This is a genomic window from Streptomyces sp. NPDC101178, from assembly GCF_044767965.1.
In the GTDB taxonomy this organism is placed as follows: Bacteria; Actinomycetota; Actinomycetes; order Streptomycetales; family Streptomycetaceae; genus Streptomyces.
Map to the genome: position 1 here is coordinate 14,113 of NZ_JBIWOZ010000012.1, position 25,735 is coordinate 39,847.

A 25,735-nucleotide genomic window follows, 5' to 3' on the forward strand; every position below is an offset into this window, starting at 1 on the left:
CGCCTCCGACCGCCCTCCGCGTGGCACAGATGCGGACAGAGCCCGGAAACGGACTCGCCGGACGATCGGAGGGCGACGCGATGGACACGGCCGTCGGCAAGGAACGGGCCAGGGGTGCGCTGCTGGGTCTCGCGGTCGGGGACGCGCTCGGCGCCCCGGCGGAGAACCTGCGGCCCTCGGAGATCCGCCGCCGCTGGGGGCGGATCGAAGGGTTCGTGAGCGAGGACCCGGCGGGGACCGATGACACGGAGTACGCGATCTTCTCCGGGCTGCTGCTGGCCCGGCACGGCTCCGCGCTCACCGTCTCCCATGTGGAGCGGGCCTGGCACCACTGGATCGCGGACCTGGACGAGGGCCCGTTCCGGGGCGCCGGGTTCAGTGAGCGCGGCACGCTGGAGAACCTGCGCCGGGGCCTCGCCGCACCGATCTCGGCCCAGCACCGGCACGCCTGGAGCGACGGCCTGGCGATGCGGGCGGCTCCCTTCGGCGTGTTCGCGGCCGGGCGTCCCGCAGAGGCGGCCCGGCTGGTGGCGGTGGACGGCCGGGTCAGCCACGAGGGCGAGGGGATCTACGGGGGCCAGGCGGTGGCGGCCGGAGTGGCGGCGGCGATGGTCGGCGCGGGCCTCGCCTCGGTGATCGCGGCCGCGCTCTCGGTGGTGCCGATGGACTCCTGGACGGCCCGCTCGCTGCGCCGAGCGGTGGCGGCGGCCCAGCGCCCGTACCCGGACCGGCTCACGATGGAGCGGGCGGTGCGGTCGGCGGTGGTGATCGGCGGCTATCCGTGGACGGACCTGGCGCCGGAGGCGGTGGGCCTGGCGTTCGGGGCGTTCACGGCGGCGCGCGGCGATTTTCCTACCGCCGTGCTGACGGCCGTGAACATGGGCCGCGACGCGGACACGACGGCGGCGGTGGCGGGGGCCCTGGCCGGTGCGCTGCACGGATCGGGCGCGATCCCGCCGGAGTGGGCGGCGGCGATCGGGCCGGTGCGCGGGAGCTGCCTGCCGTCGATGCGCGGCTACCACGTGCTGGACATCGCCGACCTGCTGACATCGGAGGGCACGGAGGCGGCGGAGAGCCAGGGCCGCGGCGGCGGGCGTGAGCCTTCCGCCGTACGGGACATGGCATCGGTGGCCGCGTCCTTCGAGCCCGCAAGGGAGGAGCGGCGATGACGACACCCAGGCTGCCCGCCAGCGCCGCCGCACCCTCCCGGCGCGCCCGGATCGAGGGCCTGCTCCTCGGCCTCGCCTCCGGGGACGCCGCCGGGTGGCCCGCCGCTCGGCACCGGGCGGCCAGGATGCCCGAGTGGACCCGGCGGCTCACCCGGGAGCTGGACACCTTCGCCGAGCAGAACGCCACCACCACGCTCCCTGTGCCCATCGCGCTCAACCAGCCGCCCGAACCGCTGCGGCTCGGGCCGTCCGACGACGCCGAGTGGGCCGCGTTCGCCGGGCGTACGGTGCTGGCGGCGGCCGCCGACGCGGACGGCCTCTCCCCCGGCCGCCGGATGCGGGACGCGGTGGACCGGGCCTGGAACGCGCTGGCCGCCACCGTCGCCGCCGCGAGCGCCCGGGCCCCCGAGGTGGAGGCGGCGGTGCTCCCGCTGCGCGCCCGGATCTCGGTACGGGCCGGGCTCGGCAACCTGGCCGCCGGGCTCCGGCCCCCCGCCACCGGTCACGACAACCCGCACTACTTCGACGACGCCGCCTGCGTACGGGCCGCCGTCCTCGCCGTCGTCCACCCGGGCGAACCCGAGGAGGCGGCGGCGCTCGCCGAGTTCGACGCGCGCTACACGCAGGACGGCGACGGGGTGCACGGCGCCCGCGCCATGGCCGCCGCGATCGCCGTGGCGCTGGCCGGGGCGGACGTCGACGCGGTGGTGGACGCGGCGCTGGCCCAGCTCCCCCACTCCACCGAGATCGCCCGCAACGCCGCGCACGCGGTCCGCCTGGCCCGGGAGTTCGCCGACGAGCCCGCCGGGGCGTTCGCCCTGGTCCCGGTCCTGGAGCACCAGATCGTGGACCACGTCTACAGCTACGGGATCGCCGCCGCCGAGACCGTACCCGTGGCCCTGGCCCTCGCCACCGCCGCCCGGGGCGAGATCGCGCAGGCGCTCCCGGCCGCCGCCTGCCTCTCCCGGGTCGCGGACTCCGCGCCCGCGCTGGCCGGGGCGCTGACCGGAGCGATCGGCTCGGTCACCGCCGTACCGGCGGGCTGGCGCGAGGCGTGCCGCACGCTCGCCGGGTGTGCGCTGCCCCGGCTCGCAGGCACGGATCTGGTCGAACTCGCCGGGCTGCTGGCAGCCACGGAACCGGCCACTCCGGGTGGACAATTCCGACATGACGCCTACAACGGCCACGGCTCCCGCCGCCTCGGTCCCGCAGCCCTCCCCGACCACGCCCGGACTCGATGACCGCATCACCCGCGCCCTCGTCGGCGCCGCCGTAGGTGACGCCCTCGGCGGCCCGGTCGAAGGGTGGACGCCCGAGCAGATCGCCGAGCGCCACGGCGGCCGGGTGACCGGCATCGTCGGCCCCTGGCACGGCGAGAACTGGCGCACCGCCCGCCCCATCGCGCCGTACCACAAGGGCCACGGACACGTCACCGACGACACCTTGATGACCCACGCGCTGATCCGTGTGTACGAGAAGGTCCGCGACCACCTCGACGCGTACGACATCGCCGACCACCTCGTCCCGGACCTGCTCTCGCCGCGCTGGATCCCGGAGCTGGAGGCCGAGGCGCTGCCGCTCCAGCGGATCTTCCTGGCCGAGAAGTGGCTCGTCGCCCGGCTGCACTACGGGCACGTCGACCCGCGCGAGGCCGGTGCGGGCAACATCGTCAACTGCGGGGCCGCGATGTACATGGCCCCGGTCGGCCTGGTCAACGCCGGAAACCCGAGGGCCGCGTACGCCGAGGCGCTGGAGATCGCCGCGCCGCACCAGTCCTCGTACGGGCGCGAGGCCGCCGGGGTCTTCGCGGCCGCCGTCGCCGCCGCCTGCCGTCCGGGCGCGACGCCGGACGCGGTGATCGACGCGGCCCTCGCGTCGGCCAAGGACGGCACCCGGTACGCGATCGAGGAGGTCTGCGAAGTCGCCTCGCACCACGACGACTTCGAGTCCGCGCTCGCGCCGTTGCGGGCGGCGGTCGAGCCGTTCGACACGGTCGGCCCCGACTACCGCTCCCCCTCGCTCGGCGCCCGCCGCCCGTCCCGGCTGCACGCCATCGAGGAACTGCCCATCGCGCTGGGCATGTTGCTGGTCGGCGGCGGTGACTACCGGCGTACGGTGCTCGGTTCGGTCAACTACGGGCGTGACTGCGACTCCATCGCCACCATGAGCGGCGCCCTCGCGGGTGCGCTGGGCGGTGAGGTCCCGGCCGACTGGGCACGGACGGTGGCGGAGGCGAGCCGACTGGACCTGGAGGCCCCGGCCCGGGCCCTGGCCCAGGTCGCCCGCGTGGTCTTCGCCCGGGACCTGGAGCGCCGCGCGGCCCACGAGGAGGCGTTCACCGCGCTGGCCGGTGAGCGGTGAGCGTCCGCCTGACCTGGGTGCAGCCCGAGGATCTGGTCGGGCACGAGCTGCGGCAGGCCGCGCAGGACGGGCGGGACGCGCGGGAGATCGCGGAGCGGTGGCGCACGGCCGGGGGCGGCCCCGCTCCGGACCGTGCGGGCGCGTCCGAGCCGCCCGCACCGCCGCGTCTGCGCGCGCTGGCCGGTGAGCTGCTGGACGAACTCGCCACGTTGGAATCGCCGTTGGCGGCGGACGAGCCGACCGGACTGGACGCCGTCATCGCGGCCTGCCCGCAGTGGCCGGGGCCGCCGGAGACCGGGCCGGTCCTGGCCGGCCAGGACCGGCGGCCCACCACCGTCCGGGACCGGGCGTCCTCCGTCGACCGGGACCGCCTGCACGCCGCCTGGCTCGGCCGGGCGGCGGGCTGCCTGCTCGGCAAACCGGTCGAGAAGCTGCCGCTGACCGGCATCCGCGCACTCGCCCGCGCCACCGGCAACTGGCCCCTCACCACCTGGTTCACCGCCCACGGCGTGCCCGCAGAACTGCTCGCGGCCCACCCCTGGAACCGCCGCTCGGCCCCCACCTCCCTCGCCGAGAACATCGACGGCATGCCTGAGGACGACGACCTCAACTACCCGCTGCTCACCATGCTGTTGCTCCAGCGGCACGGCCGCACCTTCACCACCGCCGACCTGGCCCGCCTCTGGCTCGACGAACTCCCGGCCGGCCGCACCTTCACCGCCGAGCGCATCGCGTACGGCAACCTCCTCGCAGGCATCGAGCCCCCGGAGACGGCACGCTTCCGCAACCCGTTCCGCGAGTGGATCGGGGCCCAGATCCGGGCCGACGCGCACGGCTGGACCCATCCCGGCGACCCGGCAGGAGCCGCCGCCCAGGCCCACCGCGACGCGGTCCTGACCCACACCGCCAACGGGGTCTACGGTGCGATGTTCACAGCGGCGGCGCTCGCCGTGGCGGCGGGCGGAGAGAGCGATGTGCACGGCTGCCTGGCCGCCGGACTGCGGGTCGTGCCGCCGCACTCGCGGTACGCCCGCGCGGTCCGGCTCGGGATCGAAACCGCGCGTACGGAGGGGGAGTTCGACACCGTGGTGGACCGGCTGCACGCCGCGTACGCCGACACCCACCACTGGGTACACGTGCTGCCCAACGCCGCACTGCTCGCCGCCGCGCTCACCCACGCCGACGGCGACTTCACCCGGTCGATCGGCAACGCGGTCTCCGGCGGCTGGGACACCGACTCCAACGGGGCCACCGCAGGCTCGCTCGCCGGACTCCTCGCCTCCACCCCGACCGCCCTGCCCGATCACTGGACCGCTCCGCTCAAGAATCGCCTCGCCACCTCCGTACCCGGCCACGACCAGACCGGATTCGACACCCTCGCCGCACTGACCCACCAGGAGGCTCTGCGCCCATGACCCGTATCGCGGTGCTCGGCAGCACCAACATGGACCTCGTCGCCTACACCGCCCGCGCGCCGGGCCTCGGAGAGACCGTCACCGGCCGGGAGTTCCGGACGATCCCCGGCGGCAAAGGCGCCAACCAGGCCGTCGCCGCCGCCCGCGCGGGCGGCGAGGTGACGATGATCGGCGCGGTCGGCGACGACGCGTACGGCGCACAGCTGCGTGACGGCCTCGAACACGCCGGAGTCGACACGGACTTGCTGCACACCGCCGAAGGCCCGAGCGGCACCGCGCACATCGTGGTCGACGACTCCGGGGCCAACGCGATCGTGGTCATCCCCGGCGCCAACGGCGTCGTCACCGCGCTCGGCCCCGGCGAGATCGCGGCTATCGCCGCCGCCGAACTGCTGCTGATGCAGCTCGAACTCCCGCTCTCCGCCGTCGTGGAGGGCGCCCGAGCCGCCAGGTCCCAGGGCGTACGGACCATCCTCACCCCCTCCCCCGTGCAGCCACTGCCCGACGAACTCCTGGACCACATCGACCTGTTGATCCCCAACGAGCACGAGGCCGCCGAACTCTCCGGACAGGCCGAACCGCACGCCGCCGCACAGATCCTGCTCCGGCAGGTGCCCGAGGTGATCATCACGCTCGGCGCGAAGGGCTCCCTGTACGCGGCCCGGGGCGGCGAACCGGTGCTGTTCGCGGCGCCCGAGGTGAGCGCGGTGGACACGACCGGGGCCGGGGACACGTTCGTCGGGGCGCTGGCGGTGGCGCTCGGTGAGGGGCGGCCGGTGGCGAAGGCGCTGGCGTTCGCCTCCTCGGCCGCCGCGCTCTGCGTCCAGAAGCCGGGCGCGTCCACGTCCATGCCGTACCGCGCCGAGATCGAGGCAGCATGAGTACGCCAGCGGCAGGACCCCTGACCGGGCTCAAGGTCATCGACCTCGCCACCCTCTTCGCCGGGCCGCTCGCCGCCACCATGCTCGGCGACTTCGGCGCCGATGTGATCAAGGTCGAGCACCCGCGCAAACCCGACCCCTCACGCGGCCACGGACCCGCCAAGGACGGCATCGGCCTGTGGTGGAAGCTGCTCGGCCGCAACAAGCGCGCCCTGACACTCGACCTCGCCGCGCCCGGCGGCCGGGACGTGCTGCTCCAGCTGGCCGCCGAGACCGACGTCATCATCGAGAACTTCCGGCCCGGGACGCTGGAGCGCTGGGGCCTCGGTCCCGAGGAGCTGCACGCGGTCAACCCACGGCTGGTGCTGGCCCGGGTCACCGGGTTCGGCCAGTTCGGGCCGTACGCGCACCGGCCCGGGTTCGGCACGCTGGCCGAGGCGATGAGCGGGTTCGCGGCGATCACCGGCGAGCCGGACGGGCCGCCGACGCTGCCACCGTTCGGTCTCGCGGACTCCATCGCGGCGCTGGCGACGGCGTACGCGGTGATGGCCGCGCTCGCCGGGCGGGAGAGGACGGGCGAAGGCCAGGTGGTGGACCTGGCGATCATCGAGCCGATCCTGACCGTGCTGGGCCCGCAGCCGCTCTGGTACGACCAGCTCAGCTACGTCCAGCCGCGCACCGGCAACCGCTCCCGCAACAACGCCCCGCGCAACACCTACCGCACCGCCGACGGCCACTGGGTCGCGGTCTCCACCTCCGCGCAGTCCGTCGCCGAGCGGGTGATGCGGCTGGTGGGCCGCCCGGAGCTGATCGAGGAGCCCTGGTTCGGATCGGGCACCGGCCGGGCCGAGCACACCGAGGAGCTGGACGGGGCCGTCGGACACTGGATCTCCCGGCACAGCCGCGAGGAGGTGCTCGACGGCTTCGAGAAGGCGGAGGCGGCCGTGGCGCCGATCCATGACGTACGGGAGGTGATGGAGGACCCGCAGTACCGGGCGCTGGGGACCCTCGCCGAGGTGGACGATCCGGAGCTGGGACCGCTGCGGATGCAGAACGTCCTCTTCCGGCTCTCCGGGACTCCGGGCGCCATCCGCTGGGCGGGCCGCCCGCACGGCGCGGACACCGAGGAGATCCTGGCCGGGCTCGGCCTCTCGGAGAACCGGATCGCGGCGCTGCGGGAGCAGGGGGCGCTGTGAGCGACCGCACGGCCCCCGCCGTCCCCCCGCTCCCGGAGGACACCCCTCCGCCTCTCGGCCGACCGCCGCTGACCTGGCTGTACGTCCCCGGGGACAAGCCGGAGGTGGTGGCCAAGGCGCTCGACTGCGGGGCGGACGTGGTGATCGTCGACCTGGAGGACGCGGTCGCACCCGACCGCAAGGAGTACGCGCGGTCCGCCACCGCCGAACTGCTCGCCGACCCGCAGGCCGCCTCCCCCGACGCCGTACCCGTCCACGTCCGGGTGCACGGCGAGGACGACATCCGCGCGCTGACGCACCTGCCGGGCCTCTCCGGCTTCCGTCTGCCCAAGATCACGCACGCGGTCTCCGTGCACCATGTGGCGGCGGTCGCCCCCGGCGTACCGCTCTATCCGCTGCTGGAGTCGGCGCTGGGCGTGGAGCACGCGTATTCGATCGCGTCGGCCGACCCCGCCGTCCGGGGCATCGCGCTGGGCGAGGCGGATCTCCGCGCCGATCTCGGCGTACGGGAGGACTGCGGGCTGGACTGGTCGCGCAGCCGGCTCGTGGTGGCGGCCCGGGCGGCCGCACTGCCACCGCCCGCGCAGTCGGTCTTCCCGGATGTGCGGGACCTGGACGGGCTGTGGGCCTCCTGCGTACGGGGGCGGGGGCTCGGTCTGCTGGGGCGGGCGGCGATCCATCCGCGTCAGCTGGAGGTGATCGAGCGGGCGTTCCGGCCGACGGCCCGGGAGATCGAGGCGGCGGAGGAGATCGTCGCGGCGTCGGCGGTGGAGGCGGGGGCGCTGGCGCTGCCGGACGGGCGGTTCGTGGACGCGGCGGTGGTGGCGTCGGCACGCCGCACACTGGCGATCGCCGGGCGGTCCTGAGGTTTCCCAGGTCCGCCCGGCGATCGGGGGTGGTGCGCGCGCGGGAGGTCAGCTCTTGTCGGCTGCCTCGGCGGCGGTGTCCTTCTTCTTCAGCGCGTCGCCGTCGTCCTTCTTCAGCGCGTCGCCGTCGTCCTTCTTCAGCGCGTCGCCGTCCGCGTCGGCGGCCTCCGCGTCGTCCTTCTTCCCGGCGTCCTTCTTCGCGACGGCCTCGGCGGTCCTGTCGTCCTTCTCCGGCTCGACGATCTCCTCGCGGCCCGGGCGGAGCCTGGCGGAGATCACGATGTAGGCGACGGCGAGGACGAAGACGATGATCGCGGTCCACACGTTCAGGCGGAGGCCCAGGACGTGGTGGGCCTCGTCGACCCGCATGTACTCGATCCAGCCGCGACCGGCGCAGTAGGCGGCGACGTACAGCGCGAACGCCCGTCCGTGGCCGAGCCTGAAGCGGCGGTCGGCCCAGATGACCAGCAGCGCGACGCCGATGCACCAGAGCGACTCGTAGAGGAAGGTCGGGTGGTACGTCCCGGCGACGCGGTTCGGGCCCTCGCTGATCTCCAGTGCCCATGGCAGGTCGGTCGGCTTGCCGTACAGCTCCTGGTTGAACCAGTTGCCCCAGCGCCCGATGGCCTGCGCGATGGCGATACCCGGGGCCAGCGCGTCCGCCCAGGCGGGCAGCGGGATGCCTCGGTGGCGGCAGCCGATCCAGGCGCCGACGGCACCGAAGGCGATGGCACCCCAGATGCCGAGGCCGCCTTCCCAGATCTTGAAGGCGTCGACCCAGTTCTGGCCGTCGCTGAAGTAGAGCTGGTAGTCGGTGATCACGTGGTAGAGCCGGCCGCCGACGAGGCCGAAGGGCACGGCCCAGACGGCGATGTCGGCGACGGTGCCGGCTTTGCCGCCACGGGCGACCCAGCGCTTGTTGCCGATCCAGACGGCGACGAAGACACCGATGATGATGCAGAACGCGTAGCCGCGGAGCGGGATCGGGCCGAGCTCGATCACGCCGGTCGACGGGCTGGGAATGGAGGCAAGGTTCATGACGGGGTCGACGCTACCTTGCCGGGCGGTGGGTACCGCAAGCCACCCGGCAACGTCTGGATAACGAGGCCCCTGCCCCGCTCCCTCAGGAAGCCGGGGTGGCGGTGCCGGGCTTCTTGCCCTTGTTGGCCTCCATGACCCACTTCTTCAGGTTCTCCACGGAGATCTGCTCGTCGCCCTTCTTCGGGAAGATCGACTCGCCGTTGAGGAGCGCGGTCGGAGTGCCCTGGAAGCCGCCCTCGCGGAACGCCGTGTCGGACTTCTGCACCCAGCTGTCGTGCTCGCCGTCCTCCACACAGCTGCGGAAGGCGGGCGTGTCGAGCCCCTCGACCTCACCGGCCAGCTCGATCAGCCGGCTGTTCTTGGCGAAGGCGTCGTCCGGCTCGGGAGGCTGGTTGCGGAAGAGGACGTCGTGGTACGGCGCGAACTTGCCGACGTCCTGGGCGCAGGCGGCGGCATTGGCGGCGCGGAGCGAGCCCTTGCCGCCGAGGTTGCCGTCGATGATCGTCGCCAGGTGGTACTCCACCTTGAGCTGGCCCGCCTCCACCAGCTCGGTGATGGTGTCCCGGAAGGCGTTCTCGAACTGGGCGCAGACCGGGCAGCGGAAGTCCTCCCAGATCGTGAGCGTGGACGGGGCGTCGGAGGCGCCGACCGGCAGGGTCAGGGAGTCCTCGCCGGTCGCTCCGGACGGGGTGATGGCGGGGCCGGAGGCGGTGTCGCCGCCGCCGTCCTTGCCGACGTTGGCCGCGATCAGGCCGACCACGGCGGCCAGCGCCAGGACGCCGACCACGGCGGAGGAGACGATCAGCGTACGGCGGCGCTTGTCGCGGCCCTTCTCCCGCTCGCGCTGCTGGGCCAGGCGCTCACGCGCACTTCGGTTTCCCTCAGGGTTCTTGTCGCTCACACCCGCAGCAACGAACCGGGGAGGCGCCTGCGCGCCTCCCCGGTCCACATTCCACCCATTCAGGTGACTTTAACGATCACCGCTTTCGAACGCCCTGCGCCAGCTCGCCGGCCAGCGAGCGGACGGCGTCGAGACCGGCGGCCTCGTCCGGAGCGTCCAGCATGGCCTTCACGAACGCCGAGCCGACGATGACGCCGTCGGCGAATCCCGCGACCTCGGCGGCCTGCGCGGCGTTGGAGACGCCGAGGCCGACGCAGACCGGCAGGTCGGTGGTGGCGCGGGTGCGGCCGACCAGCTCCTGGGCCTGGGCGCCGACGGAGGCGCGGGTGCCGGTGACGCCCATCAGGGACGCCGCGTAGACGAAGCCGCTGCCCGCCGCCGTGATGGTGGCGAGGCGGGCGTCCTGGCTGCTGGGTGCGACGACGAACACGGTGGCGAGGCCGTGCTTGTCGGCGTGCTCGCGCCACAGCGCGGACTCCTGGACCGGCAGGTCGGGCAGGATGCACCCGGCGCCGCCCGCCTCGGCCAGCTCGGCGGTGAAGCGCTCGACGCCGTACCGGTCGATGGGGTTCCAGTACGTCATGACCAGGATCGGGACGCCGGTGGCCTCGTACGCCTCGCGGACCGTCCGCATCACGTCGGCGATGCGGACGCCGCCGCGCAGGGCGATGTCGTCGGCGGTCTGGATGACCGGCCCGTCGAGCACCGGGTCGCTGTGCGGGAGGCCGATCTCGACGACGTCGGCGCCGCCCGCGATGACGGCCTTGACCGCCTCGATGCCGCCGTCGACGGTCGGGAAGCCGGCCGGGAGGTAGGCGATCAGCGCGGCCCGGTCCTCGGCCTTGGCGGCGGCGAGGGTGGTGCTCAACAGCTCGATGTTGCCGCTCACTTGGCGTCCCCCTCGATCTCGGCGCGGTCGCTGTCCGCGTCCGCCTCGACGGCGGCGTCGGTTTCGTAGAGCCCGAAGTAGCGGGCGGCGGTGTCCATGTCCTTGTCGCCGCGGCCGGACAGGTTGATGAGGATCAGCCCGTCCTTGCCGAGCTCCTTGCCGAGGTCCAGCGCACCGGCGAGCGCGTGGGCGCTCTCGATGGCCGGGATGATCCCCTCGGTACGGGAGAGCAGGCGCAGGGCCTGCATGGCGGCGTCGTCGGTGACCGCGCGGTACTCGCCGCGCCCGATGTCCTTGAGGTAGGAGTGCTCCGGGCCGATGCCCGGGTAGTCCAGACCGGCGGAGATGGAGTACGGCTCGGTGATCTGGCCCTCGTCGTCCTGGAGGACGTAGGAGCGCGAACCGTGCAGGATGCCGGGCTCGCCCGCCGTCAGGGTGGCCGCGTGCTCGCCGGTCTCCACGCCGTGCCCGGCGGGCTCGCAGCCGACCAGGCGGACGTCGGCGTCCGGGATGAAGGCGTGGAAGAGGCCGATGGCGTTGGAACCGCCGCCGACGCAGGCGACCGCCGCGTCCGGGAGGCGGCCGGTGCGCTCCAGGAGCTGGCGGCGGGCCTCGACGCCGATGACGCGGTGGAAGTCGCGGACCATCGCGGGGAAGGGGTGCGGACCCGCGACCGTACCGAAGAGGTAGTGCGTGCGGTCCACGTTGGCGACCCAGTCGCGGAACGCCTCGTTGATGGCGTCCTTGAGGGTGCGGCTGCCGGACTTCACGGCGACGACCTCGGCGCCGAGCATCCGCATCCGGGCCACGTTCAGCGCCTGGCGCTCGGTGTCGATCTCGCCCATGTAGATGGTGCAGTCGAGGCCGAAGAGGGCGCAGGCGGTCGCGGTGGCGACGCCGTGCTGACCGGCGCCGGTCTCGGCGATGACCCGGGTCTTGCCCATGCGCTTGGTGAGGAGCGCCTGCCCGAGCACGTTATTGATCTTGTGTGAGCCGGTGTGGTTCAGGTCCTCGCGCTTGAGGAAGACCCGGGCGCCGCCCGCGTGTTCGGCGAAGCGCGGGACCTCGGTCAGTGCGCTGGGGCGGCCGGTGTAGTTGACCATGAGCTCGTTGAGCTCGGCGGCGAAGGCCGGGTCGGACTTGGCCTTGTCGTACTCGACGGCGACCTCGTCCACGGCGGCGACGAGCGCCTCCGGGATGAACTTGCCGCCGTAGGCACCGAAGTAGCCCTCGGCGCTGGGGGTCAGACCCTCGGGGTCCGGAATGAAGAATTCGGACGTCATGCGACGTGCTCCTTGGCATGCATGGCAACGGGTGGGTTCACCGTATGCGCGGAGCAGCGAGCGCCACCGGGACCGGTGTGCGGCCGGGGTGGTGCGGTCGTACGTACGGGTGGAGATGTGGGGTACGTCGGCCGGGGCTCGCTACTGCGCGGACCCCGGGCGCCATCGCATCCCGTTCACCTGGCCGGGCTCGTCGCCGATCACGTACCGCACACGCCGTCCGTGCACGCGCCGGGCGGGCGCGCGGCAGCCACGGTGCCAGAAGGGCGGCGCGCAGCGCCTCGGCTGAGGGTGCCGGTGGGAGACGGGCGGGAGGCAGCCGCGCGCCGCCGGGGCGTGTGTGTCCCGGGCGCGGGCCCCGGCGGGGCGCAGGCCCGGCCGGGTGCGGGCGGCGGGACGGCCGGTCATGTCGTCGGGCTCCCGGTCAGCCGCGGCCGTGGCGGAGTGCCGGGTGGGCACCGGCGGCGACCAGGTCGGCGACGGCGGCGCGCGGGTCGCGACCGGTGACCAGGGACTCGCCGACCAGGACGGCGTCGGCGCCGGCGTTGGCGTACGCGATCAGATCGTGCGGGCCCCGGACGCCGGACTCGGCGACCTTGACGATGTGGTCGGGGATCTCGGGGGCGACGCGCTCGAAGGTGGAGCGGTCGACCTTGAGGTCTTTCAGGTTGCGCGCGTTGACCCCGATGATCTTCGCTCCGGCGTCCACGGCGCGCTCCGCCTCCTCCTCGTCGTGCGCCTCGACGAGCGGGGTGAGCCCGATGGACTCGGCGCGCTCGATCAGGGAGACCAGGGCCTCCTGGTCCAGGGCGGCGACGATCAGCAGCGCGAGGTCGGCGCCGTACGCCCGGGCCTCCCACAGCTGGTACGAGGTGACGATGAAGTCCTTGCGCAGGATCGGGGTGTCGACCTTGGCGCGGACGGCCTCCAGGTCGGCGAGCGAGCCGCCGAAGCGGCGCTCCTCGGTGAGGACCGAGATGACGGACGCGCCACCGGCCTCGTAGTCCGCGGCGAGGGCGGCGGGGTCCGCGATGGCGGCAAGGGCCCCCTTGGACGGGGACGAGCGCTTGACCTCGCAGATGACGGTGACGCCCTCGCCGCGCAGGGCGGCGACTCCGTCCTTGGCCTGGGGAGCGCGGGCGGCGCGCTCCTTCAGCTCGTCGAGGCTGACGCGCGCCTGCCGCTCCGCGAGGTCGGCGCGGACGCCGTCGATGATCTCGTCGAGCACACTCACGCGAGCGGCCCCCTTCCGGAACGGTTGACGGTGAACAGGATCAGCCATACCGATGGTATCCGTAGGAGGCCTCCGGGCCCGCATCCGGCCACGCCGCGTCCCACTACCTGGGCATTCAGGGCGCCAGTGCGGAGCCGAACGGCAGATTCCGGACGACGGTGAAGACCAGGAGCAGCGCGCCGATGCTCCACCACCAGACGGGGGCGAGGACGATCCGCAGGGGCTGTCCGCGCCAGGCCCGGACGAGCCAGAGGACCCAGACGGCGGCGAAGAGGAAGTAGCCGGTGGTGGCGACGGCGTTGGCGGAGAAGGCGGTGCCGAGGTCGCCGTGGATGAAGGCGTGAGCACTGCGGAGGCCGCCGCAGCCGGGGCAGAAGGCGCCGGTGATCTTCAGCAGCGGGCAGACGGGGTAGTGGCCGGGCTCGTTGGGGTCGACGGTGCCGACGTAGGCGAAGGCGGCGGTGACGGTGGCGAGGATGCCGAGGGGGGTGGCGAGGCGCATCCAGCCGGTCCGGCTTCCTCCCCGGCCCGTCCGGCGTTCGAGGACGGAACCGTGGCCTGGGGGGCCGGGCACCTGCGAGGGTTCCTCGCCCGAGGGGCCTGCGAGCTCCGGGTCCGCCCCGGAAAGGGTTCCGTCCTCAACCGCCGGACGGGCTGGATGGGGGCGGGCCATGTCCGGGGTCGGGCAGACCGTCAGCGGCATGTTCATGGGGCCGACGCCCTCGGGCTCGGCTTCGGGGGTCGGGTTCGGGGAGGCGTCCACCCGGTGATTGTCGCCGCTCATACGGAAAGGCGCAGCCCACCCGGGGCTGCGCCTTGCTGCGTGTCGGCCGCGCGGGTCAGTGGGAGACCTGGGCCTCTCCGGCGCGCGCCCGGGCCTCCACCAGCTCGGCGGACTCCTTCGGCATGCCGAGGCCGGCGAGCTTCATGGCGTAACCGACGATGCCACCGGCGAAGATGACGGCGATACCGGCCCAGAAGCCGAGCGGGTTGGCCGCGACCATGAAGACGCCTGCGACGCAGAAGCCGATGAAGGCGATGATGACACCGGTCCAGGCGGCCGGGGTGTGTCCGTGGCTCGTGCCCGCCATGAGTTGCTCCTTGTTGATGTCGCGCAGTGGGTATCGCGGTGGCAGTGGGTGTCGCTGCAGCTGTCGCTCGGGGGACGGCTCGCCTCCATTGTCCCGTACGGGAGGCGTGGGAGGTGCGCCGGGGGTCACCCCTTGCCAGGCGTTCAGCCCGTCGGGTCCTCGCCGCGGTCCAGGGCCTTCCACAGCTCCTCGGGCCGGTCCGGGTCCGGGGCGGTGCGGGGGGCCTTGCGAGGGCGCGGGGTGCCGTCGCGTTCGTACCGGCCCGACATCGTGGGCCAGCGGCTGCCGAAGCGGAGGGCGAGCAGCCCGGCGAGCAGGATCAGCAGGCCCCCGGCGGCGGTGACGTACGGCCAGGCGGTGTGGGTGAGGGCGTCGATGGTGGCGGCCGTGTCACCGGTGGTGCGGGCGGCCTGCTCGTCGAGGGCCGAGCTGTCGGACGCGCCCGCCCAGGCGCTGAGCGCGGCCCCCAGGCCGCTGAGGGCGAGCAGGACGGCGACGAGGCGGCGGCCCGCGCCCCGGACGGCGAAGACGGCGACGAGGGCGGCCAGGCCGACGATCGCCAGGGCGGCCGGGGCGCCGGTGACGTCCCGGCCGTCGGCGGTCAACGGCAGGGCGCCGCCGCCGGTGGCCGCACGGCCCTCGGCCCAGATCTGGCCGGAGGCCAGGAGGACGACGGTCGCACCGGCCGCGCCCAGGAGCAGCCCGGCCGCGAGGGACCGGCGGCTGCCCCGGCCGTCCGAGGAGTCGGCCGGGGCGTCGGGCTCGGTGTCGGCGGTGTCGGTACGGGGCTGGGGTACGGGAACAGCACTCACGCGTTCCACTATCCCCTACCGCCTCAGCGGTCGTGGAGCCGGTTGGCCGTATGGACCGCGCGCAGCACCGCGGCGGCCTTGTTGCGGCACTCGGTGTCCTCCGCGACCGGGTCCGAGTCCGCGACGACACCGGCGCCCGCCTGCACGTACGCCGTACCGTCGCGCAGCAGCGCGGTGCGGATGGCGATGGCGGTGTCGGAGTCCCCGGCGAAGTCGAGATAGCCGACGCAGCCTCCGTACAGTCCGCGCCGGCTCGGCTCCAGCTCCTCGATGATCTGCATGGCGCGCGGCTTGGGGGCGCCGGAGAGGGTGCCGGCGGGGAAGCAGGCGGTGAGGACGTCGAAGGCGGTGCGGTCCTCGGTGACGCGGCCGGTGACGGTGGAGACGATGTGCATCACGTGGGAGTACCGCTCGATCGACATGAAGTCGACGACCTCGACGCTGCCCGGTTCGCAGACCCGGCCCAGGTCGTTGCGGCCGAGGTCGACGAGCATCAGGTGCTCGGCGCGCTCCTTGGGGTCGGCGAGCAGCTCCTCGGCGAGCGTCTGGTCCTCCTGCGGGGTGGCGCCGCGGTGCCGGGTGCCGGCGATCGGGTGGACCATCGCCCGCCCGTCCTCGACCTTGACGAGGGCCTCGGGGCTGGAGCCGACGACGTCGAACCCGTCGAAGCGGAAGAGGTACATGTACGGGGACGGGTTGGTGGCCCGCAGCACCCGGTAGACGTCCAGGGCGCTCGCCCTGCACGGCGTCTCGAAGCGCTGCGAGGGCACGACCTGGAAGGCCTCGCCGGCCCGGATCCGCTCCTTGATGTCCTCCACGGCCTCCTGGTAGGCCTCGCCGCCCCAGAGCGCGGTGTACGGCGGCAGCTCGGAGGGGGGCAGGACGGCCGGGGCGTTCTCGACCGGGCGGCGCAGGTCCTGCTCCATGGCGTCGAGCCGGGCGACGGCGTCCGCGTACGCCTCGTCGACCCCCGTGGAGAGGTCGTTGTGGTTGATCGCGTTGGCGATCAGCAGGACGGTGCCGTTCTGGTGGTCGAGGACGGCGAGGTCCGAGGTGAGGAGCATGGTCAGCTCGGGCAGCTTCAGGTCGTCGCCGCCGTGCTCGCAGATCTTCTCCAGGCGGCGGACGACGTCGTAGCCGAGGTAGCCGACCATGCCGCCGGTGAACGGCGGCAGGCCCAGGTCGCTCACCAGGTCGCGCGGGGTGTGCAGGGTCTCGACGGTGGCGCGCAGGGCGTCCAGCGGGTCGCCGTCGACGGGGACGCCGACGGGCGGGGTGCCGAGCCAGTGGGCCGCGCCGTCGCGGGCGGTGAGGGTGGCGTCGCTGCGTACGCCGATGAAGGAGTAGCGCGACCAGGTGCGGCCGTTCTCCGCGGACTCCAGCAGGAAGGTGCCGGTGCGCTCGGCGGCGAGTTTGCGGTACAGGCCGACCGGGGTGTCGCCGTCCGCGAGGAGGCGGCGGCTGACGGGGACGACGCGCCGGTCGACGGCCAGCTTGCGGAAGGTGTCGAGATCCATGGCCGGACCTTAGCTGTCGAGGAGGGTGAGGACGTCGGCGTCGAAGCAGGTGCGGTCGCCGGTGTGGCAGGCGGCGCCCGTCTGGTCGACCTTGACCAGCACGGTGTCGGCGTCGCAGTCCAGGGCCACGGACTTCACCCGCTGGATGTGGCCGGAGGTGTCGCCCTTGACCCAGTACTCCTGGCGGCTGCGTGACCAGTAGGTGCAGCGGCCCGTGGTGAGGGTGCGGTGCAGCGCCTCGTCGTCCATCCAGCCGAGCATCAGCACCTCGCCGGTGTCGTACTGCTGGGCGATGGCCGGGACCAGACCGTCGGCGCCGCGCCGGAGGCGGGCGGCGATGGCGGGGTCGAGGCTGCTGGCGGGCGGCGTGGGGCCGGGCGTGCTGGTCATGGGCCCATTGTGCCGTGGCCGCGACCGGTCTCCGGGCGGACGTCCACTGGGCGGACCCCGGGTGACGGTCGTACGCTGGCGGGCATGTCGACCCATGCGAAGCGTGAACGTCTTCTGCTCGCCGATCTGTTGGAAGCGGCCGGCCCCGAGGCCCCGACGCTGTGCGGGGGCTGGAAGACCCGCGATCTGGCGGCCCATGTGGTGGTCCGCGAGCGCCGCGCCGACGCGGCGGGCGGGCTGGTGATCTCCGCGCTGAAGAACCGTCTTGAGCGGGTGCAGGCGGAGTTCGCGGCGAAGCCGTACGAGGAGCTGATCCAGCTGATCCGGACCGGCCCGCCCCGGTTCTCGCCGATGTCCCTCAAGCAGATCGACGAGGCGGCGAACACGGTGGAGTTCTTCGTCCACGCGGAGGACGTACGCAGGGCCCAGCCGGACTGGTCGCGGCGCGAGCTGGACCCGGTCTTCGCCGACGCGCTCTGGTCCAACGTCGAGAAGACCGCGCGGGTGCTGGGGCGCAAGTCCCCGGTGGGTCTTGTGCTGCGCCGCCCGGACGGCCGGACGGCGGTGGCCCACAAGGGCACCCCGGTGGTGACGGTGACCGGGGAGCCCGCGGAGCTGCTGCTGTTCGCGTTCGGCCGGCAGGACACGGCGGACGTGCAGGTGGAGGGCGAGAAGGACGCGGTGGACCGGCTGCACCGGGCGGAGCTGGGGATGTAGCCCCGCTACCCGCCCAGCAGCCGCCGGGCCGCCAGGGCGAGGGAGACCTCCACGGCGTCGCGGGGGCGGGTGAGGCAGCGGCCGGTGAGCTGTTCGAAGCGGCGGAGCCGGTTGAGGACGGTGTTGCGGTGGCAGTAGAGCCGCGCGCCCGCCCGCTGCGCCGAGCCGTCCGCGTCCAGCCAGGCCGTGAGCGTCTCCAGGATGACGTCCCGGTCCGAGGGGTCCAGCCGGTCCAGCGGGCCGAGCAACCGGTCCGCGAGGGCGGAGCCGAGAGCCGGGGACGAGACGACGAGGGCGTCCGGGAGGTGCTCGTCGAGCAGGACGGTGCCTCCGGAGGCGGGACAGGCGCGCAGAGCGGTCTCCGCCAGCCGCCGGGCGTCGCCGAGGGCGGCCAGGCCGTCGACGGCGGAGCCGATGCCGGTCCGGGTGCCGGCGGGAGCGTCCAGGGCGGCGGCGACGGCGCGCAGCTCGCCGGGGTCGCCCGGTTCGCCGGTGAGCCGGAGGATGGCGAACTCGGCGTCGGGTCCGGTGTGCCAGAGGGTGGTGGCGGGGGCCGCGTACGAGGGTCCGTCCGGTGCCGCGTGCGGGACTCGAGCCGCGTTCGTACATCCCGCGGGTCCGTGCGGGGCCGCGTCCGGTGGCAGTGCGGCCGGCAGGGTCACCCGTGGCCGGGCGGGGGCAGGCTGCCGCGGTCCGCCGGAGCGGACGGAGGCCACCGCGAGGACGGCGTACCGTCCCTGCTCCGGCAGCCCCAGCATCGCCGCCGCCTCGCCGAGGTCCGCGATCCGGGCGGTCCCGTCGAGCAGGGCCGCGATCATCAGCCGCTGCTGGTTCTCGCGCCGCCAGGAGAGCCGCCGCTCGGCCTGGCGGTAGGCGTCCGCGACGATCCCGCAGTGCTCGTCGACGAAGTTCCACACGTCGGCGGCGACATGGACGAGCAGCCGTACGTCGTCGGGGTCGCGGCGGGCCGTCTCGTCCACCAGGTCCTGCCAGACCATCGCGCCGCCCATCCGGAAGGCGTGCAGGACGGCGTCGAGCGGTACGCCCTGTCCGGCGCGGATCTCGCCGATCCAGCGGGAGGTGCGGTGGGCGGCGTCGCGGAACTCCTTGGGCTGGAGCAGCGAGCCGACGTTGTGGCGCAGCGAGTGGTGGACCTCCTGCCAGACCTCGGCCCGGTCGGAGTCGATGGCCGCGCGGTAGCCGGGCTCCTGTTCGTACAGGGCCTCGACCAGCCGGTCGGTGAGGACCGGGAGCGAGGCGACGAGGACCCGGGCGGCCCGGTGCAGCACCTCGACGGCTTCGCGGTCGGCCAGGGAACGGAAGCGCTGGGGCAACGGCGCCGCGGGGTGCGGGCCGTGCAGCACCGCGAACCGAGGACGTACGACCTGTGGCATGGCGGCCTCCACCGGAGATCGACCGGGCGATCCTGACGCCCGCAGAATGGCATACCGCCCGGTCGGTACCTAGAGGTCTGCGCGGAACTTGTCATCACGGTCTCGCAACCACCGGCCTTCACGGGACCTCGGGACCCAGCAGCCGGGCCAGTTCGGTGCGGGAGCGGATGGCGAGGGCGGCGAAGACGTTGCGCAGGTGGTGGTCGACCGTGCGCGGGCTGAGCGAGAGCCGGAGCGCGACCTCGCGGTTGGTGGCTCCTTCCGCGACGCAGCGGGCGATGCGCTGCTGCTGCGGGGTGAGGGCGGAGAGCACATCGCCCGCGGCGGGCCGCACCGACGGCCCCTGCTCCCCCGCCGCCCGTAACTCACCGGCCGCCCGCTCCGCCCACGCGCGGGCCGAGCAGCGCTGGAAGGCGACCAGGGCGTCGCGCAGCGGGGTGCGGGCCTCGCGGGTACGCCGGCGGCGGCGCAGCCACTGCCCGTACAGGAGCTGGGTGCGGGCCCGCTCGAAGTCGCCGCCGGCCCGGTCGTGGTGGGCCAGGGCCTCCGCGTACCGGGCGTCGGCCTCCTCAGCCGGTGCCAGCAGGGCGCGGCAGCGGGCCAGTTGGGCGGGGGCCTGCGGGTCGGTGGTCCGGCTGGTCCACCGGGCGAACTCGGTCACGGCGGCACGGAGTTCACCGGCCTCTTCCGCTCCTCTGCCGCCGAGGACGGCGGCCTCGACATAGCAGGGCACGGCGAGCATCCGGGCGGCGAAGTGGCCTTGCCGTGGCCCGGGGCGCACCAGCGGTCCGAGCCGGGCGGCGGCCTCGTCGGAGCGCCCGGCGGCCAGATCGGCGCGGGCCCGGGCCCAGATGGCGAGGGTGGCGGCCTGGGCGAGCCCGTGCGGTCCCGCACCGGCCAGTGCGGCGTCGCTGTGGGCGGCGCAGGCCTCGGCGGGCCCTTCCACGGAGGCGGCGAGCGCGAGGACGGCGTGGAGGTGGACGGAGCTGTTGGGCTGCCCGGTACGGCGTGCGGCGTGCAGCCCTTCCAGCGCGTGGGTGCGGGCGGCGGCATGGCGTCCGGCCCGCAGCTCGGCGTAGGCGAGGTGCTCCAGCGCCTGCGGCAGCAGGGCGTCGGGCCCCTTGGCCCGTACGGCGGCGAGCGCCCGCGCCCCGGTCCGGTAGGCGACGGCGACCTCCCCGAGGACGAGCGCGGCGACTCCGGCGCGGAGGAGGGCGACGGGTGCCGGGTCCACCGGGTCGAGGCACTGGCGGAGCAGCGCGTGCCCCGCCTCCGTACGCCCGGCGAGCACCGCGCACATCCCGGCCCGGTAGGCGGCGGACACACGGTCGTACGGGTCCGGCTCGACGCGCCCCATGGCTTCCAGGTAGCCGGCGGCGTCGCCCATCACCCAGGCCGCCTCCGCCGCACCGACGAGGGCGTCGAGGGCCCGCAGGGGGTCGTACGGGCCGAGCAGTCCGGCTGCGGCGAGGAGGGCTTCGTGAGCGTCGGCGGCGGGCCCGGCGCGCAGGGCGAGCAGGCCGTGGACGTACGCGACGAGGCCGTGGCGGGGCTCGCCCGCGGAGGGACCGGTCCGGGCCAGCAGGGCGCGCGCGAGGGCCGGGTCACCGGAGAGGGCCGCCTGCTCGGCCGCCGCCGCGAACCGGGCCGAGCTCAGGGGCCGGTCGACGGCGAGGGCAGCGGCACGGGCGAGGGCAAAGGAGCGCTGGGCGTGGGGGTACGGGGAGGTCGCGGCGGCCTCCAGGCGGGCGGCGAGCGCGTGGTCCGGGCCGGAGGCGGCGTAGGAGAGCTGGACGAGGGAGGCGAGGGGGACGGGATGGCCCCCGGTCCCCGCCAGCAACGCGGCGAGCAGCTCGTGGGCGGCTCGGCGGCGGGCGGGTGAGGCGTGGTGCAGGACCGCGCGGGCGTCCAGCGGGTGGCTGAAGTGGACCCGGCTGCCCGCCCGCTGGAGGAACCCCTCGGTGGCGGCCGAACCGAACAGGACGCCGTCCAGGAAGTCCCGGGGCAGCCCGGTCCGGGTGCCGGCGCGCAACAGGAGCAACGCGTCCGCCCCCGCGCCGGCGGGCTCGTGCTCCTGGGCGGCGGCGGCGAGCAGGAGCAGCGCCCTGGTGTGCGCCGGGAGCCCGTCGAGCCGGTCCGCGTGCGCGGCCAGCACGCCCTCGGCGCCGGGCAGCGGACACGGCAGCGGAGTACGCCCGGCGAGCTGGTCCGGGGTGAGGCGGCCGGTGAGCGCGGTGAGGAGGCGCGGGTTGCCGGCCGCCTCCCGGAGGAGCTCGGCGCGGACGACCGGGTCGAGTCCCTCCGTACCGCTGAAGGCCTTCGACGTGCCGCGGGGGCGCTCTTCCGCGCCTCCGGCCAGCCGGTCCAGCAGCGCCGCCGCCGCGTCGTCGTCCAGGGGGCCGAGCCGGAGTGCGGGCAGTCCGGCGAAGGCGGGGCCGTCGTCCGCCGTGATCAGGACGGCCACCCGGCTGCCCGCGCCGAGGCCGCGGGCGGCGGTGATGAGGGCCGTGCGGGAGGCCCGGCCCCAGGTGTGGGCGTCGTCGGCGCAGACCAGCAGGGAGCGTCCGGCGGCCAGTTCGCGCAGCGCCTCGGGTGCGGGCAGGCCTCGTTCGTCCGCGTGCAGCACCGGGCCCCGGGGGCGGTGCGCGGCGGCCGCCTCGTGGAGCAGCGCGGTGCGGCCGAGGCCGGGCGGTGCCGCCAGCACGAGAGCGCTGCCGTCACCGCGCCAAAGCCGCACCAACAGGCCTTCCAGAATGGCGAGTTCACCGCTGCGGCCGTACAGCCGGAGCGGACTGTGCACGGTCGTCGATGGGGTCACATCGGCACGGTACGGTCGCCCCGCCGACGGAGGAAGGCGCGCGTCCGGTCAGCGGTGCGGGCTCCCAGCCGGACGGCTTCGGCGCTGTGCGCGGGCACAGCACCGAAGCCGCCGGAAGGGACCGTTCTACGACGTGTGCGGGCAGGTGCCCCGGTACTCCGCGATGGTGAGGCTCGGCCGCGGGATGGGGCAGAGGAACTGCTCGTAGCGGGTGTCGTTGTCGATGAAGCGCTTCAGCCACGAAAGGCTGTACTTGGCGATCGTGGTGTCGGACGAGTTGGGCGTGAAGTGCGAGGCGCCCCGCAGCTCCAGGTACGCCTTGTCCAGCGAGCCGGGCAGCGACGCGTAGAACGGCTTGGAGTGGGTGCCGACCGGTGCGACCGTGTCACCGTCCGCCCCCACCACCAGCGTGGGCGTGCGCAGTTCGGGCCAGGTCTTGTCGGTGTTCCAGCCGGTCAGCGGGATCGCCGCCTTCAACGACGTACGGCTCTTGGCGGCCTCCAGCGAGCCGCCGCCACCCATCGAGTGGCCCATCACGCCGAGCCGGCTCGCGTCGACCCGGGTCCGGACCGAGCTGCGCTGGGTCAGGTAGTCCAGCGCGGACAGGAGTTGGCGGCCCCGGCTGTCGGGCTGGTCGAGCGTGGTGTTGGTGTCGATGGTGAAGACCACGAAGCCCTGGGACGCCAGGCGCGGGCCGAGCCAGGCGATGGAGGACTGGTAGGCGGTGAACCCGGGCGAGATGACGACCGCGCCGAAGGTGCCGTCGGCGGTGGAGGTCGGGTAGTAGATCGTGCCGCCGCCGAATCCGCTCACGGCGAGCGAGGAGACGGAGGTCTGGGAGGTGGCGTACGAGCCGCGGCTCGCCTCGATGGAGGCGTTGGTGGGGGCCGGGCCGCGCTCGTAGGGGTTGGCGGCGACGGCCTGGGCGCCGGGTGCCAGGCCGGTCAGCAGAAGGCCGGCGGTGGCCGCGGCGGTCACGAAACCGGTGAGGGCGTGGAGGCGGCTCGGGCGTGCGGGGAGGTGCTGCTGCACGGGGGATCCTCTCGGTGGTGGCGGGGGAACCACACCACGCGGAGGCCCATGAGCCCGTCGTCCGGGGGCTGTCGGGGTGCGCCGCGTGGCTGCCGTCGTCGTTCGTCGGCGGTCGCCACTCTCACGGTGCGTCCCGTGGATGCGCATCGGCGGTATCACCGGTCTTCGCGGACCGGTGATACCGCCGAAAGGGGTCGAAGGCGTCAGCGGACCGGCTGGCCCGCCTCCCGCAGCGCGTCCTTCACCTGGGAGATCCGCAGGTCGCCGAAGTGGAACACCGACGCGGCGAGCACCGCGTCCGCGCCCGCCTCGATGGCCGGGGCGAAGTCGGCGAGGCGGCCCGCGCCGCCGGAGGCGATGACGGGGACGGTGACGTGCGCCCGTACCGCCTCGATCATCTCCGTGTCGTAGCCGTCCTTCGTGCCGTCCGCGTCCATCGAGTTGAGCAGGATCTCGCCCGCGCCCAGCTCGGCGGCCCGGTGGGCCCACTCGACGGCGTCGATGCCGGTGCCCTTGCGGCCGCCGTGGGTGGTGACCTCGAAGGCGCCTTCCGGGGTGCGGCGGGCGTCGACCGAGAGCACCAGGACCTGGCGGCCGAAACGTTCGGCGATCTCGCGGATGAGGTCGGGGCGGGCGATGGCGGCGGTGTTGACGCCGACCTTGTCCGCCCCGGCGCGCAGCAGCTTGTCCACGTCGTCGGGGGTGCGGACGCCGCCGCCGACGGTGAGCGGGATGAAGACCTGCTCGGCGGTGCGGCGGACCACGTCGTACGTGGTCTCGCGGTCGCCGCTGGAGGCGGTGATGTCCAGGAAGGTCAGCTCGTCGGCGCCCTCGGCGTCGTACAGCTTGGCCATCTCGACGGGGTCGCCCGCGTCACGCAGGTTCTGGAAGTTGACGCCCTTGACGACCCGGCCGTTGTCGACGTCCAGGCAGGGGATGACCCGTACGGCGAGCGTCACTTGGTGCCTCCCCGGTAGGCCTCGATCTCGACCTCGACGACCAGGCTCGGGTCGACGAACCCGGACACGATGATCATGGAGGCGGCGGGACGTACCGCGTCGAACAGCTCCTTGTGGGCGCGGCCGACCTCGTCCACGTCCCGGGCGTGCGTGAGGTACATCCGGGTGCGGACTACGTCCTCACGGCCGAGTCCCACCTGCTCCAGCGCCGCGAAGGCGACGTCGAAGGAGGTGATGGCCTGCTCGTACGGGGAGCCCGCGGAGATCTGGCCGTTGATCACGGAGGTGCAGCCGGCCACCAGGACGAGGCCGTTGGGAAGCTCGACCGCGCGCGAGTAGCCGAACTTCTCCTCCCAGGGGGCGCCGGTGGAGATCCGGCGTACGGAGGTGGCGCCATCGCTCATGCGGCGACCGCCTTCAGCGCCTCTTCCAGCGTGAACTCCTTCGCGTACAGCGCCTTGCCGACGATCGCGCCCTCGACGCCTTCGGGGACGAGGAGCGAGATCGCGCGGAGGTCGGCGAGCGAGGAGACACCGCCGGAGGCGACGACCGGGCGGTCGGTGACGGCGCAGACGTCGCGCAGGAGGCCCAGATTCGGGCCCTGGAGGGTGCCGTCCTTGGCGATGTCGGTGACGACGTAGCGCGCGCAGCCCTCGGCGTCGAGGCGGGCCAGCGTCTCGTACAGGTCGCCGCCGTCGCGGGTCCAGCCGCGGCCGCGCAGCGTGGTGCCGCGGACGTCGAGGCCGACGGCGATCTTGTCGCCGTGCTCGGCGATGACCTTGGCGACCCACTCCGGGGTCTCCAGGGCGGCGGTGCCGAGGTTGACGCGGCGGCAGCCGGTGGCGAGGGCGGCCTCCAGCGAGGCGTCGTCGCGGATGCCGCCGGAGAGCTCCACCTTGATGTCCATGGCCCCGGCGACCTCGGCGATCAGGTCCCGGTTGTCACCGGTGCCGAAGGCGGCGTCCAGGTCGACGAGGTGCAGCCACTCGGCGCCGGCGGACTGCCAGGCGAGGGCGGCCTCCAGCGGGGAGCCGTAGGAGGTCTCGGAGCCGGACTCGCCGTGGACGAGGCGGACGGCCTGGCCGTCACGGACGTCGACGGCGGGGAGCAGTTCAAGCTTCGGCATTACAGCGTCTCGATCCAGTTGGTCAGCAGCTGGGCGCCGGCATCGCCGGACTTCTCGGGGTGGAACTGGGTGGCCCACAGCGCGCCGTTCTCCACGGCGGCCACGAACCGTTCGCCGTGCGTGGCCCAGGTGACCTTGGGGGCACGGATCTTGGCGTTGGTGACTTCGAGGGACCAGTCGTGCGCCGCGTAGGAGTGCACGAAGTAGTACCGGGCCTCGGGGTCCAGGCCGGCGAAGAGCCGGGAGTCCTCGGGGGCCTCCACGGTGTTCCAGCCCATGTGCGGGACGACATCCGCCTTCAGCGGGCCGACCGTACCGGGCCATTCGTCCAGGCCCTCGGTCTCCACGCCGTGCTCGATGCCGCGCTCGAACAGGATCTGCATCCCGACGCAGATGCCCATCACGGGGCGGCCGCCGGAGAGCCGGCGGCCCACGATCCAGTCGCCGCGGGCCCGCTTCAGCCCGTCCATGCAGGCGGAGAACGCGCCGACGCCGGGGACGAGGAGACCGTCGGCGTTCATCGCGCGGTCGAAGTCGCGGGTGATCTCGACGTCCGCGCCGACGCGGGCGAGAGCGCGTTCGGCGGAGCGGACGTTGCCGAAGCCGTAGTCGAAGACGACGACCTTCTTGGTGTCGGTCATGG

26 protein-coding genes are annotated in these 25,735 nt (G+C 74.1%); 8 read left to right on the plus strand and 18 right to left on the minus strand.

Going from position 1 to position 25,735, the window contains the following annotated elements:
- Positions 1-80 precede the first annotated feature (80 nt).
- The 7 genes from ACIRR8_RS28460 to ACIRR8_RS28490 all read left to right on the plus strand — a co-directional run bounded on the left by ACIRR8_RS28460 (position 81) and on the right by ACIRR8_RS28490 (position 7,888).
- On the plus strand, positions 81-1,169 hold the full coding sequence (locus ACIRR8_RS28460) for an ADP-ribosylglycohydrolase family protein (RefSeq protein WP_404070142.1): 1,089 nt from the start codon (positions 81-83) through the stop codon (positions 1,167-1,169).
- Positions 1,166-2,410 (plus strand): ADP-ribosylglycohydrolase family protein, encoded by a 1,245-nt coding sequence (locus ACIRR8_RS28465; RefSeq protein ID WP_404070144.1) that lies wholly within the window; start codon positions 1,166-1,168, stop codon positions 2,408-2,410. The genes ACIRR8_RS28460 and ACIRR8_RS28465 overlap by 4 nt, the downstream gene beginning before the upstream one ends.
- Complete coding sequence (locus tag ACIRR8_RS28470) at positions 2,337-3,530, plus strand: ADP-ribosylglycohydrolase family protein (protein WP_404070146.1); 1,194 nt, start codon at positions 2,337-2,339, stop codon at positions 3,528-3,530. The genes ACIRR8_RS28465 and ACIRR8_RS28470 overlap by 74 nt, the downstream gene beginning before the upstream one ends.
- A complete protein-coding gene (locus ACIRR8_RS28475; RefSeq protein ID WP_404070148.1) occupies positions 3,527-4,945 on the plus strand; it encodes an ADP-ribosylglycohydrolase family protein in 1,419 nt (472 codons plus the stop codon). Before ACIRR8_RS28470 ends, ACIRR8_RS28475 begins: the two co-directional genes overlap by 4 nt.
- Positions 4,942-5,826, plus strand: coding sequence for a ribokinase (gene rbsK, locus ACIRR8_RS28480; protein WP_404070150.1), 885 nt, complete (start codon positions 4,942-4,944; stop codon positions 5,824-5,826). The genes ACIRR8_RS28475 and rbsK overlap by 4 nt, the downstream gene beginning before the upstream one ends.
- Positions 5,823-7,022, plus strand: coding sequence for a CaiB/BaiF CoA transferase family protein (locus tag ACIRR8_RS28485; protein ID WP_404070152.1), 1,200 nt, complete (start codon positions 5,823-5,825; stop codon positions 7,020-7,022). The genes rbsK and ACIRR8_RS28485 overlap by 4 nt, the downstream gene beginning before the upstream one ends.
- Before the next feature lie 68 nt (positions 7,023-7,090).
- The gene (locus tag ACIRR8_RS28490; protein ID WP_404070396.1) at positions 7,091-7,888 is read left to right on the plus strand and encodes an HpcH/HpaI aldolase/citrate lyase family protein; all 798 of its coding nucleotides are present in this window, start codon (positions 7,091-7,093) and stop codon (positions 7,886-7,888) included.
- A 48-nt stretch (positions 7,889-7,936) separates the two neighbouring features.
- On the opposite strand, the gene lgt is transcribed toward ACIRR8_RS28490, so the two are convergent.
- The 11 genes from lgt to hisI all read right to left on the minus strand — a co-directional run bounded on the left by lgt (position 7,937) and on the right by hisI (position 17,046).
- Positions 7,937-8,926 (minus strand): prolipoprotein diacylglyceryl transferase, encoded by a 990-nt coding sequence (lgt, locus tag ACIRR8_RS28495; RefSeq protein WP_404070154.1) that lies wholly within the window; start codon positions 8,924-8,926, stop codon positions 7,937-7,939.
- A gap of 85 nt (positions 8,927-9,011) precedes the next feature.
- Entirely contained in the window at positions 9,012-9,830 is an 819-nt protein-coding gene (locus ACIRR8_RS28500) for a thioredoxin domain-containing protein (protein WP_404070156.1), read from the minus strand.
- A gap of 76 nt (positions 9,831-9,906) precedes the next feature.
- Positions 9,907-10,719, minus strand: a complete 813-nt coding sequence (gene trpA / locus ACIRR8_RS28505) for a tryptophan synthase subunit alpha (RefSeq protein WP_404070158.1) — start codon at positions 10,717-10,719, stop codon at positions 9,907-9,909.
- The gene (gene trpB, locus ACIRR8_RS28510; protein WP_404070160.1) at positions 10,716-12,002 is read right to left on the minus strand and encodes a tryptophan synthase subunit beta; all 1,287 of its coding nucleotides are present in this window, start codon (positions 12,000-12,002) and stop codon (positions 10,716-10,718) included. Before trpB ends, trpA begins: the two co-directional genes overlap by 4 nt.
- A 141-nt stretch (positions 12,003-12,143) precedes the next feature.
- Positions 12,144-12,410 (minus strand): tryptophan biosynthesis modulator TrpM, encoded by a 267-nt coding sequence (gene trpM / locus ACIRR8_RS28515; RefSeq protein WP_404070162.1) that lies wholly within the window; start codon positions 12,408-12,410, stop codon positions 12,144-12,146.
- 16 nt (positions 12,411-12,426) lie between these two features.
- Positions 12,427-13,236, minus strand: a complete 810-nt coding sequence (gene trpC, locus ACIRR8_RS28520) for an indole-3-glycerol phosphate synthase TrpC (protein WP_010064524.1) — start codon at positions 13,234-13,236, stop codon at positions 12,427-12,429.
- Positions 13,237-13,351: 115 nt separating this feature from the next.
- Positions 13,352-13,738 (minus strand): DUF2752 domain-containing protein, encoded by a 387-nt coding sequence (locus ACIRR8_RS28525; protein ID WP_404070398.1) that lies wholly within the window; start codon positions 13,736-13,738, stop codon positions 13,352-13,354.
- A gap of 337 nt (positions 13,739-14,075) precedes the next feature.
- A complete protein-coding gene (locus ACIRR8_RS28530) occupies positions 14,076-14,327 on the minus strand; it encodes an HGxxPAAW family protein (RefSeq protein ID WP_018512043.1) in 252 nt (83 codons plus the stop codon).
- 143 nt (positions 14,328-14,470) lie between these two features.
- Positions 14,471-15,148: a TIGR02234 family membrane protein gene (locus tag ACIRR8_RS28535; protein ID WP_404070164.1), complete on the minus strand. Its 678-nt coding sequence runs from the start codon at positions 15,146-15,148 to the stop codon at positions 14,471-14,473.
- A gap of 14 nt (positions 15,149-15,162) precedes the next feature.
- Complete coding sequence (locus tag ACIRR8_RS28540; RefSeq protein ID WP_404070166.1) at positions 15,163-16,656, minus strand: anthranilate synthase component I; 1,494 nt, start codon at positions 16,654-16,656, stop codon at positions 15,163-15,165.
- Positions 16,657-16,665: 9 nt separating this feature from the next.
- A complete protein-coding gene (gene hisI / locus ACIRR8_RS28545) occupies positions 16,666-17,046 on the minus strand; it encodes a phosphoribosyl-AMP cyclohydrolase (RefSeq protein ID WP_109166180.1) in 381 nt (126 codons plus the stop codon).
- An 84-nt stretch (positions 17,047-17,130) separates the two neighbouring features.
- Here hisI and ACIRR8_RS28550 point away from each other — a divergent pair, with 84 nt between their 5' ends.
- Positions 17,131-17,763, plus strand: a complete 633-nt coding sequence (locus tag ACIRR8_RS28550) for a TIGR03085 family metal-binding protein (RefSeq protein ID WP_404070168.1) — start codon at positions 17,131-17,133, stop codon at positions 17,761-17,763.
- A 5-nt stretch (positions 17,764-17,768) separates the two neighbouring features.
- On the opposite strand, the gene ACIRR8_RS28555 is transcribed toward ACIRR8_RS28550, so the two are convergent.
- The 7 genes from ACIRR8_RS28555 to hisH all read right to left on the minus strand — a co-directional run bounded on the left by ACIRR8_RS28555 (position 17,769) and on the right by hisH (position 25,733).
- The gene (locus tag ACIRR8_RS28555) at positions 17,769-19,157 is read right to left on the minus strand and encodes a PucR family transcriptional regulator (protein ID WP_404070170.1); all 1,389 of its coding nucleotides are present in this window, start codon (positions 19,155-19,157) and stop codon (positions 17,769-17,771) included.
- A gap of 118 nt (positions 19,158-19,275) precedes the next feature.
- Positions 19,276-21,975 (minus strand): LuxR C-terminal-related transcriptional regulator, encoded by a 2,700-nt coding sequence (locus ACIRR8_RS28560; protein WP_404070172.1) that lies wholly within the window; start codon positions 21,973-21,975, stop codon positions 19,276-19,278.
- Positions 21,976-22,101: 126 nt separating this feature from the next.
- Positions 22,102-23,007 carry an alpha/beta hydrolase gene (locus ACIRR8_RS28565; protein ID WP_404070174.1) on the minus strand — a complete coding sequence of 302 codons (906 nt, stop codon included), beginning with the start codon at positions 23,005-23,007 and terminating at the stop codon, positions 22,102-22,104.
- Between the two features lie 203 nt (positions 23,008-23,210).
- Positions 23,211-23,966, minus strand: a complete 756-nt coding sequence (gene hisF / locus ACIRR8_RS28570; protein WP_404070176.1) for an imidazole glycerol phosphate synthase subunit HisF — start codon at positions 23,964-23,966, stop codon at positions 23,211-23,213.
- Complete coding sequence (locus ACIRR8_RS28575) at positions 23,963-24,370, minus strand: RidA family protein (protein WP_404070178.1); 408 nt, start codon at positions 24,368-24,370, stop codon at positions 23,963-23,965. The genes hisF and ACIRR8_RS28575 overlap by 4 nt, the downstream gene beginning before the upstream one ends.
- Positions 24,367-25,092 carry a bifunctional 1-(5-phosphoribosyl)-5-((5-phosphoribosylamino)methylideneamino)imidazole-4-carboxamide isomerase/phosphoribosylanthranilate isomerase PriA gene (gene priA, locus ACIRR8_RS28580; protein ID WP_030564077.1) on the minus strand — a complete coding sequence of 242 codons (726 nt, stop codon included), beginning with the start codon at positions 25,090-25,092 and terminating at the stop codon, positions 24,367-24,369. Before priA ends, ACIRR8_RS28575 begins: the two co-directional genes overlap by 4 nt.
- Entirely contained in the window at positions 25,092-25,733 is a 642-nt protein-coding gene (hisH, locus tag ACIRR8_RS28585; protein ID WP_404070180.1) for an imidazole glycerol phosphate synthase subunit HisH, read from the minus strand. The genes priA and hisH overlap by 1 nt, the downstream gene beginning before the upstream one ends.
- Positions 25,734-25,735 lie beyond the last annotated feature (2 nt).

Bases quoted from the DNA above. Each gene is read 5' to 3' on its own strand.
- ACIRR8_RS28460 (WP_404070142.1), top strand. From the start codon at position 81: ATGGACACGGCCGTCGGCAAGGAACGGGCCAGGGGTGCGCTGCTGGGT.
- ACIRR8_RS28465 (WP_404070144.1), top strand. From the start codon at position 1,166: ATGACGACACCCAGGCTGCCCGCCAGCGCCGCCGCACCCTCCCGGCGC.
- ACIRR8_RS28470 (WP_404070146.1), top strand. From the start codon at position 2,337: ATGACGCCTACAACGGCCACGGCTCCCGCCGCCTCGGTCCCGCAGCCC.
- rbsK (WP_404070150.1), top strand. From the start codon at position 4,942: ATGACCCGTATCGCGGTGCTCGGCAGCACCAACATGGACCTCGTCGCC.
- ACIRR8_RS28485 (WP_404070152.1), top strand. From the start codon at position 5,823: ATGAGTACGCCAGCGGCAGGACCCCTGACCGGGCTCAAGGTCATCGAC.
- lgt (WP_404070154.1), bottom strand. From the start codon at position 8,926: ATGAACCTTGCCTCCATTCCCAGCCCGTCGACCGGCGTGATCGAGCTC.
- trpB (WP_404070160.1), bottom strand. From the start codon at position 12,002: ATGACGTCCGAATTCTTCATTCCGGACCCCGAGGGTCTGACCCCCAGC.
- trpM (WP_404070162.1), bottom strand. From the start codon at position 12,410: ATGACCGGCCGTCCCGCCGCCCGCACCCGGCCGGGCCTGCGCCCCGCC.
- ACIRR8_RS28525 (WP_404070398.1), bottom strand. From the start codon at position 13,738: ATGCGCCTCGCCACCCCCCTCGGCATCCTCGCCACCGTCACCGCCGCC.
- ACIRR8_RS28530 (WP_018512043.1), bottom strand. From the start codon at position 14,327: ATGGCGGGCACGAGCCACGGACACACCCCGGCCGCCTGGACCGGTGTC.
- ACIRR8_RS28540 (WP_404070166.1), bottom strand. From the start codon at position 16,656: ATGGATCTCGACACCTTCCGCAAGCTGGCCGTCGACCGGCGCGTCGTC.
- hisI (WP_109166180.1), bottom strand. From the start codon at position 17,046: ATGACCAGCACGCCCGGCCCCACGCCGCCCGCCAGCAGCCTCGACCCC.
- ACIRR8_RS28550 (WP_404070168.1), top strand. From the start codon at position 17,131: ATGTCGACCCATGCGAAGCGTGAACGTCTTCTGCTCGCCGATCTGTTG.
- ACIRR8_RS28555 (WP_404070170.1), bottom strand. From the start codon at position 19,157: ATGCCACAGGTCGTACGTCCTCGGTTCGCGGTGCTGCACGGCCCGCAC.
- ACIRR8_RS28575 (WP_404070178.1), bottom strand. From the start codon at position 24,370: ATGAGCGATGGCGCCACCTCCGTACGCCGGATCTCCACCGGCGCCCCC.
- priA (WP_030564077.1), bottom strand. From the start codon at position 25,092: ATGCCGAAGCTTGAACTGCTCCCCGCCGTCGACGTCCGTGACGGCCAG.
- hisH (WP_404070180.1), bottom strand. From the start codon at position 25,733: ATGACCGACACCAAGAAGGTCGTCGTCTTCGACTACGGCTTCGGCAAC.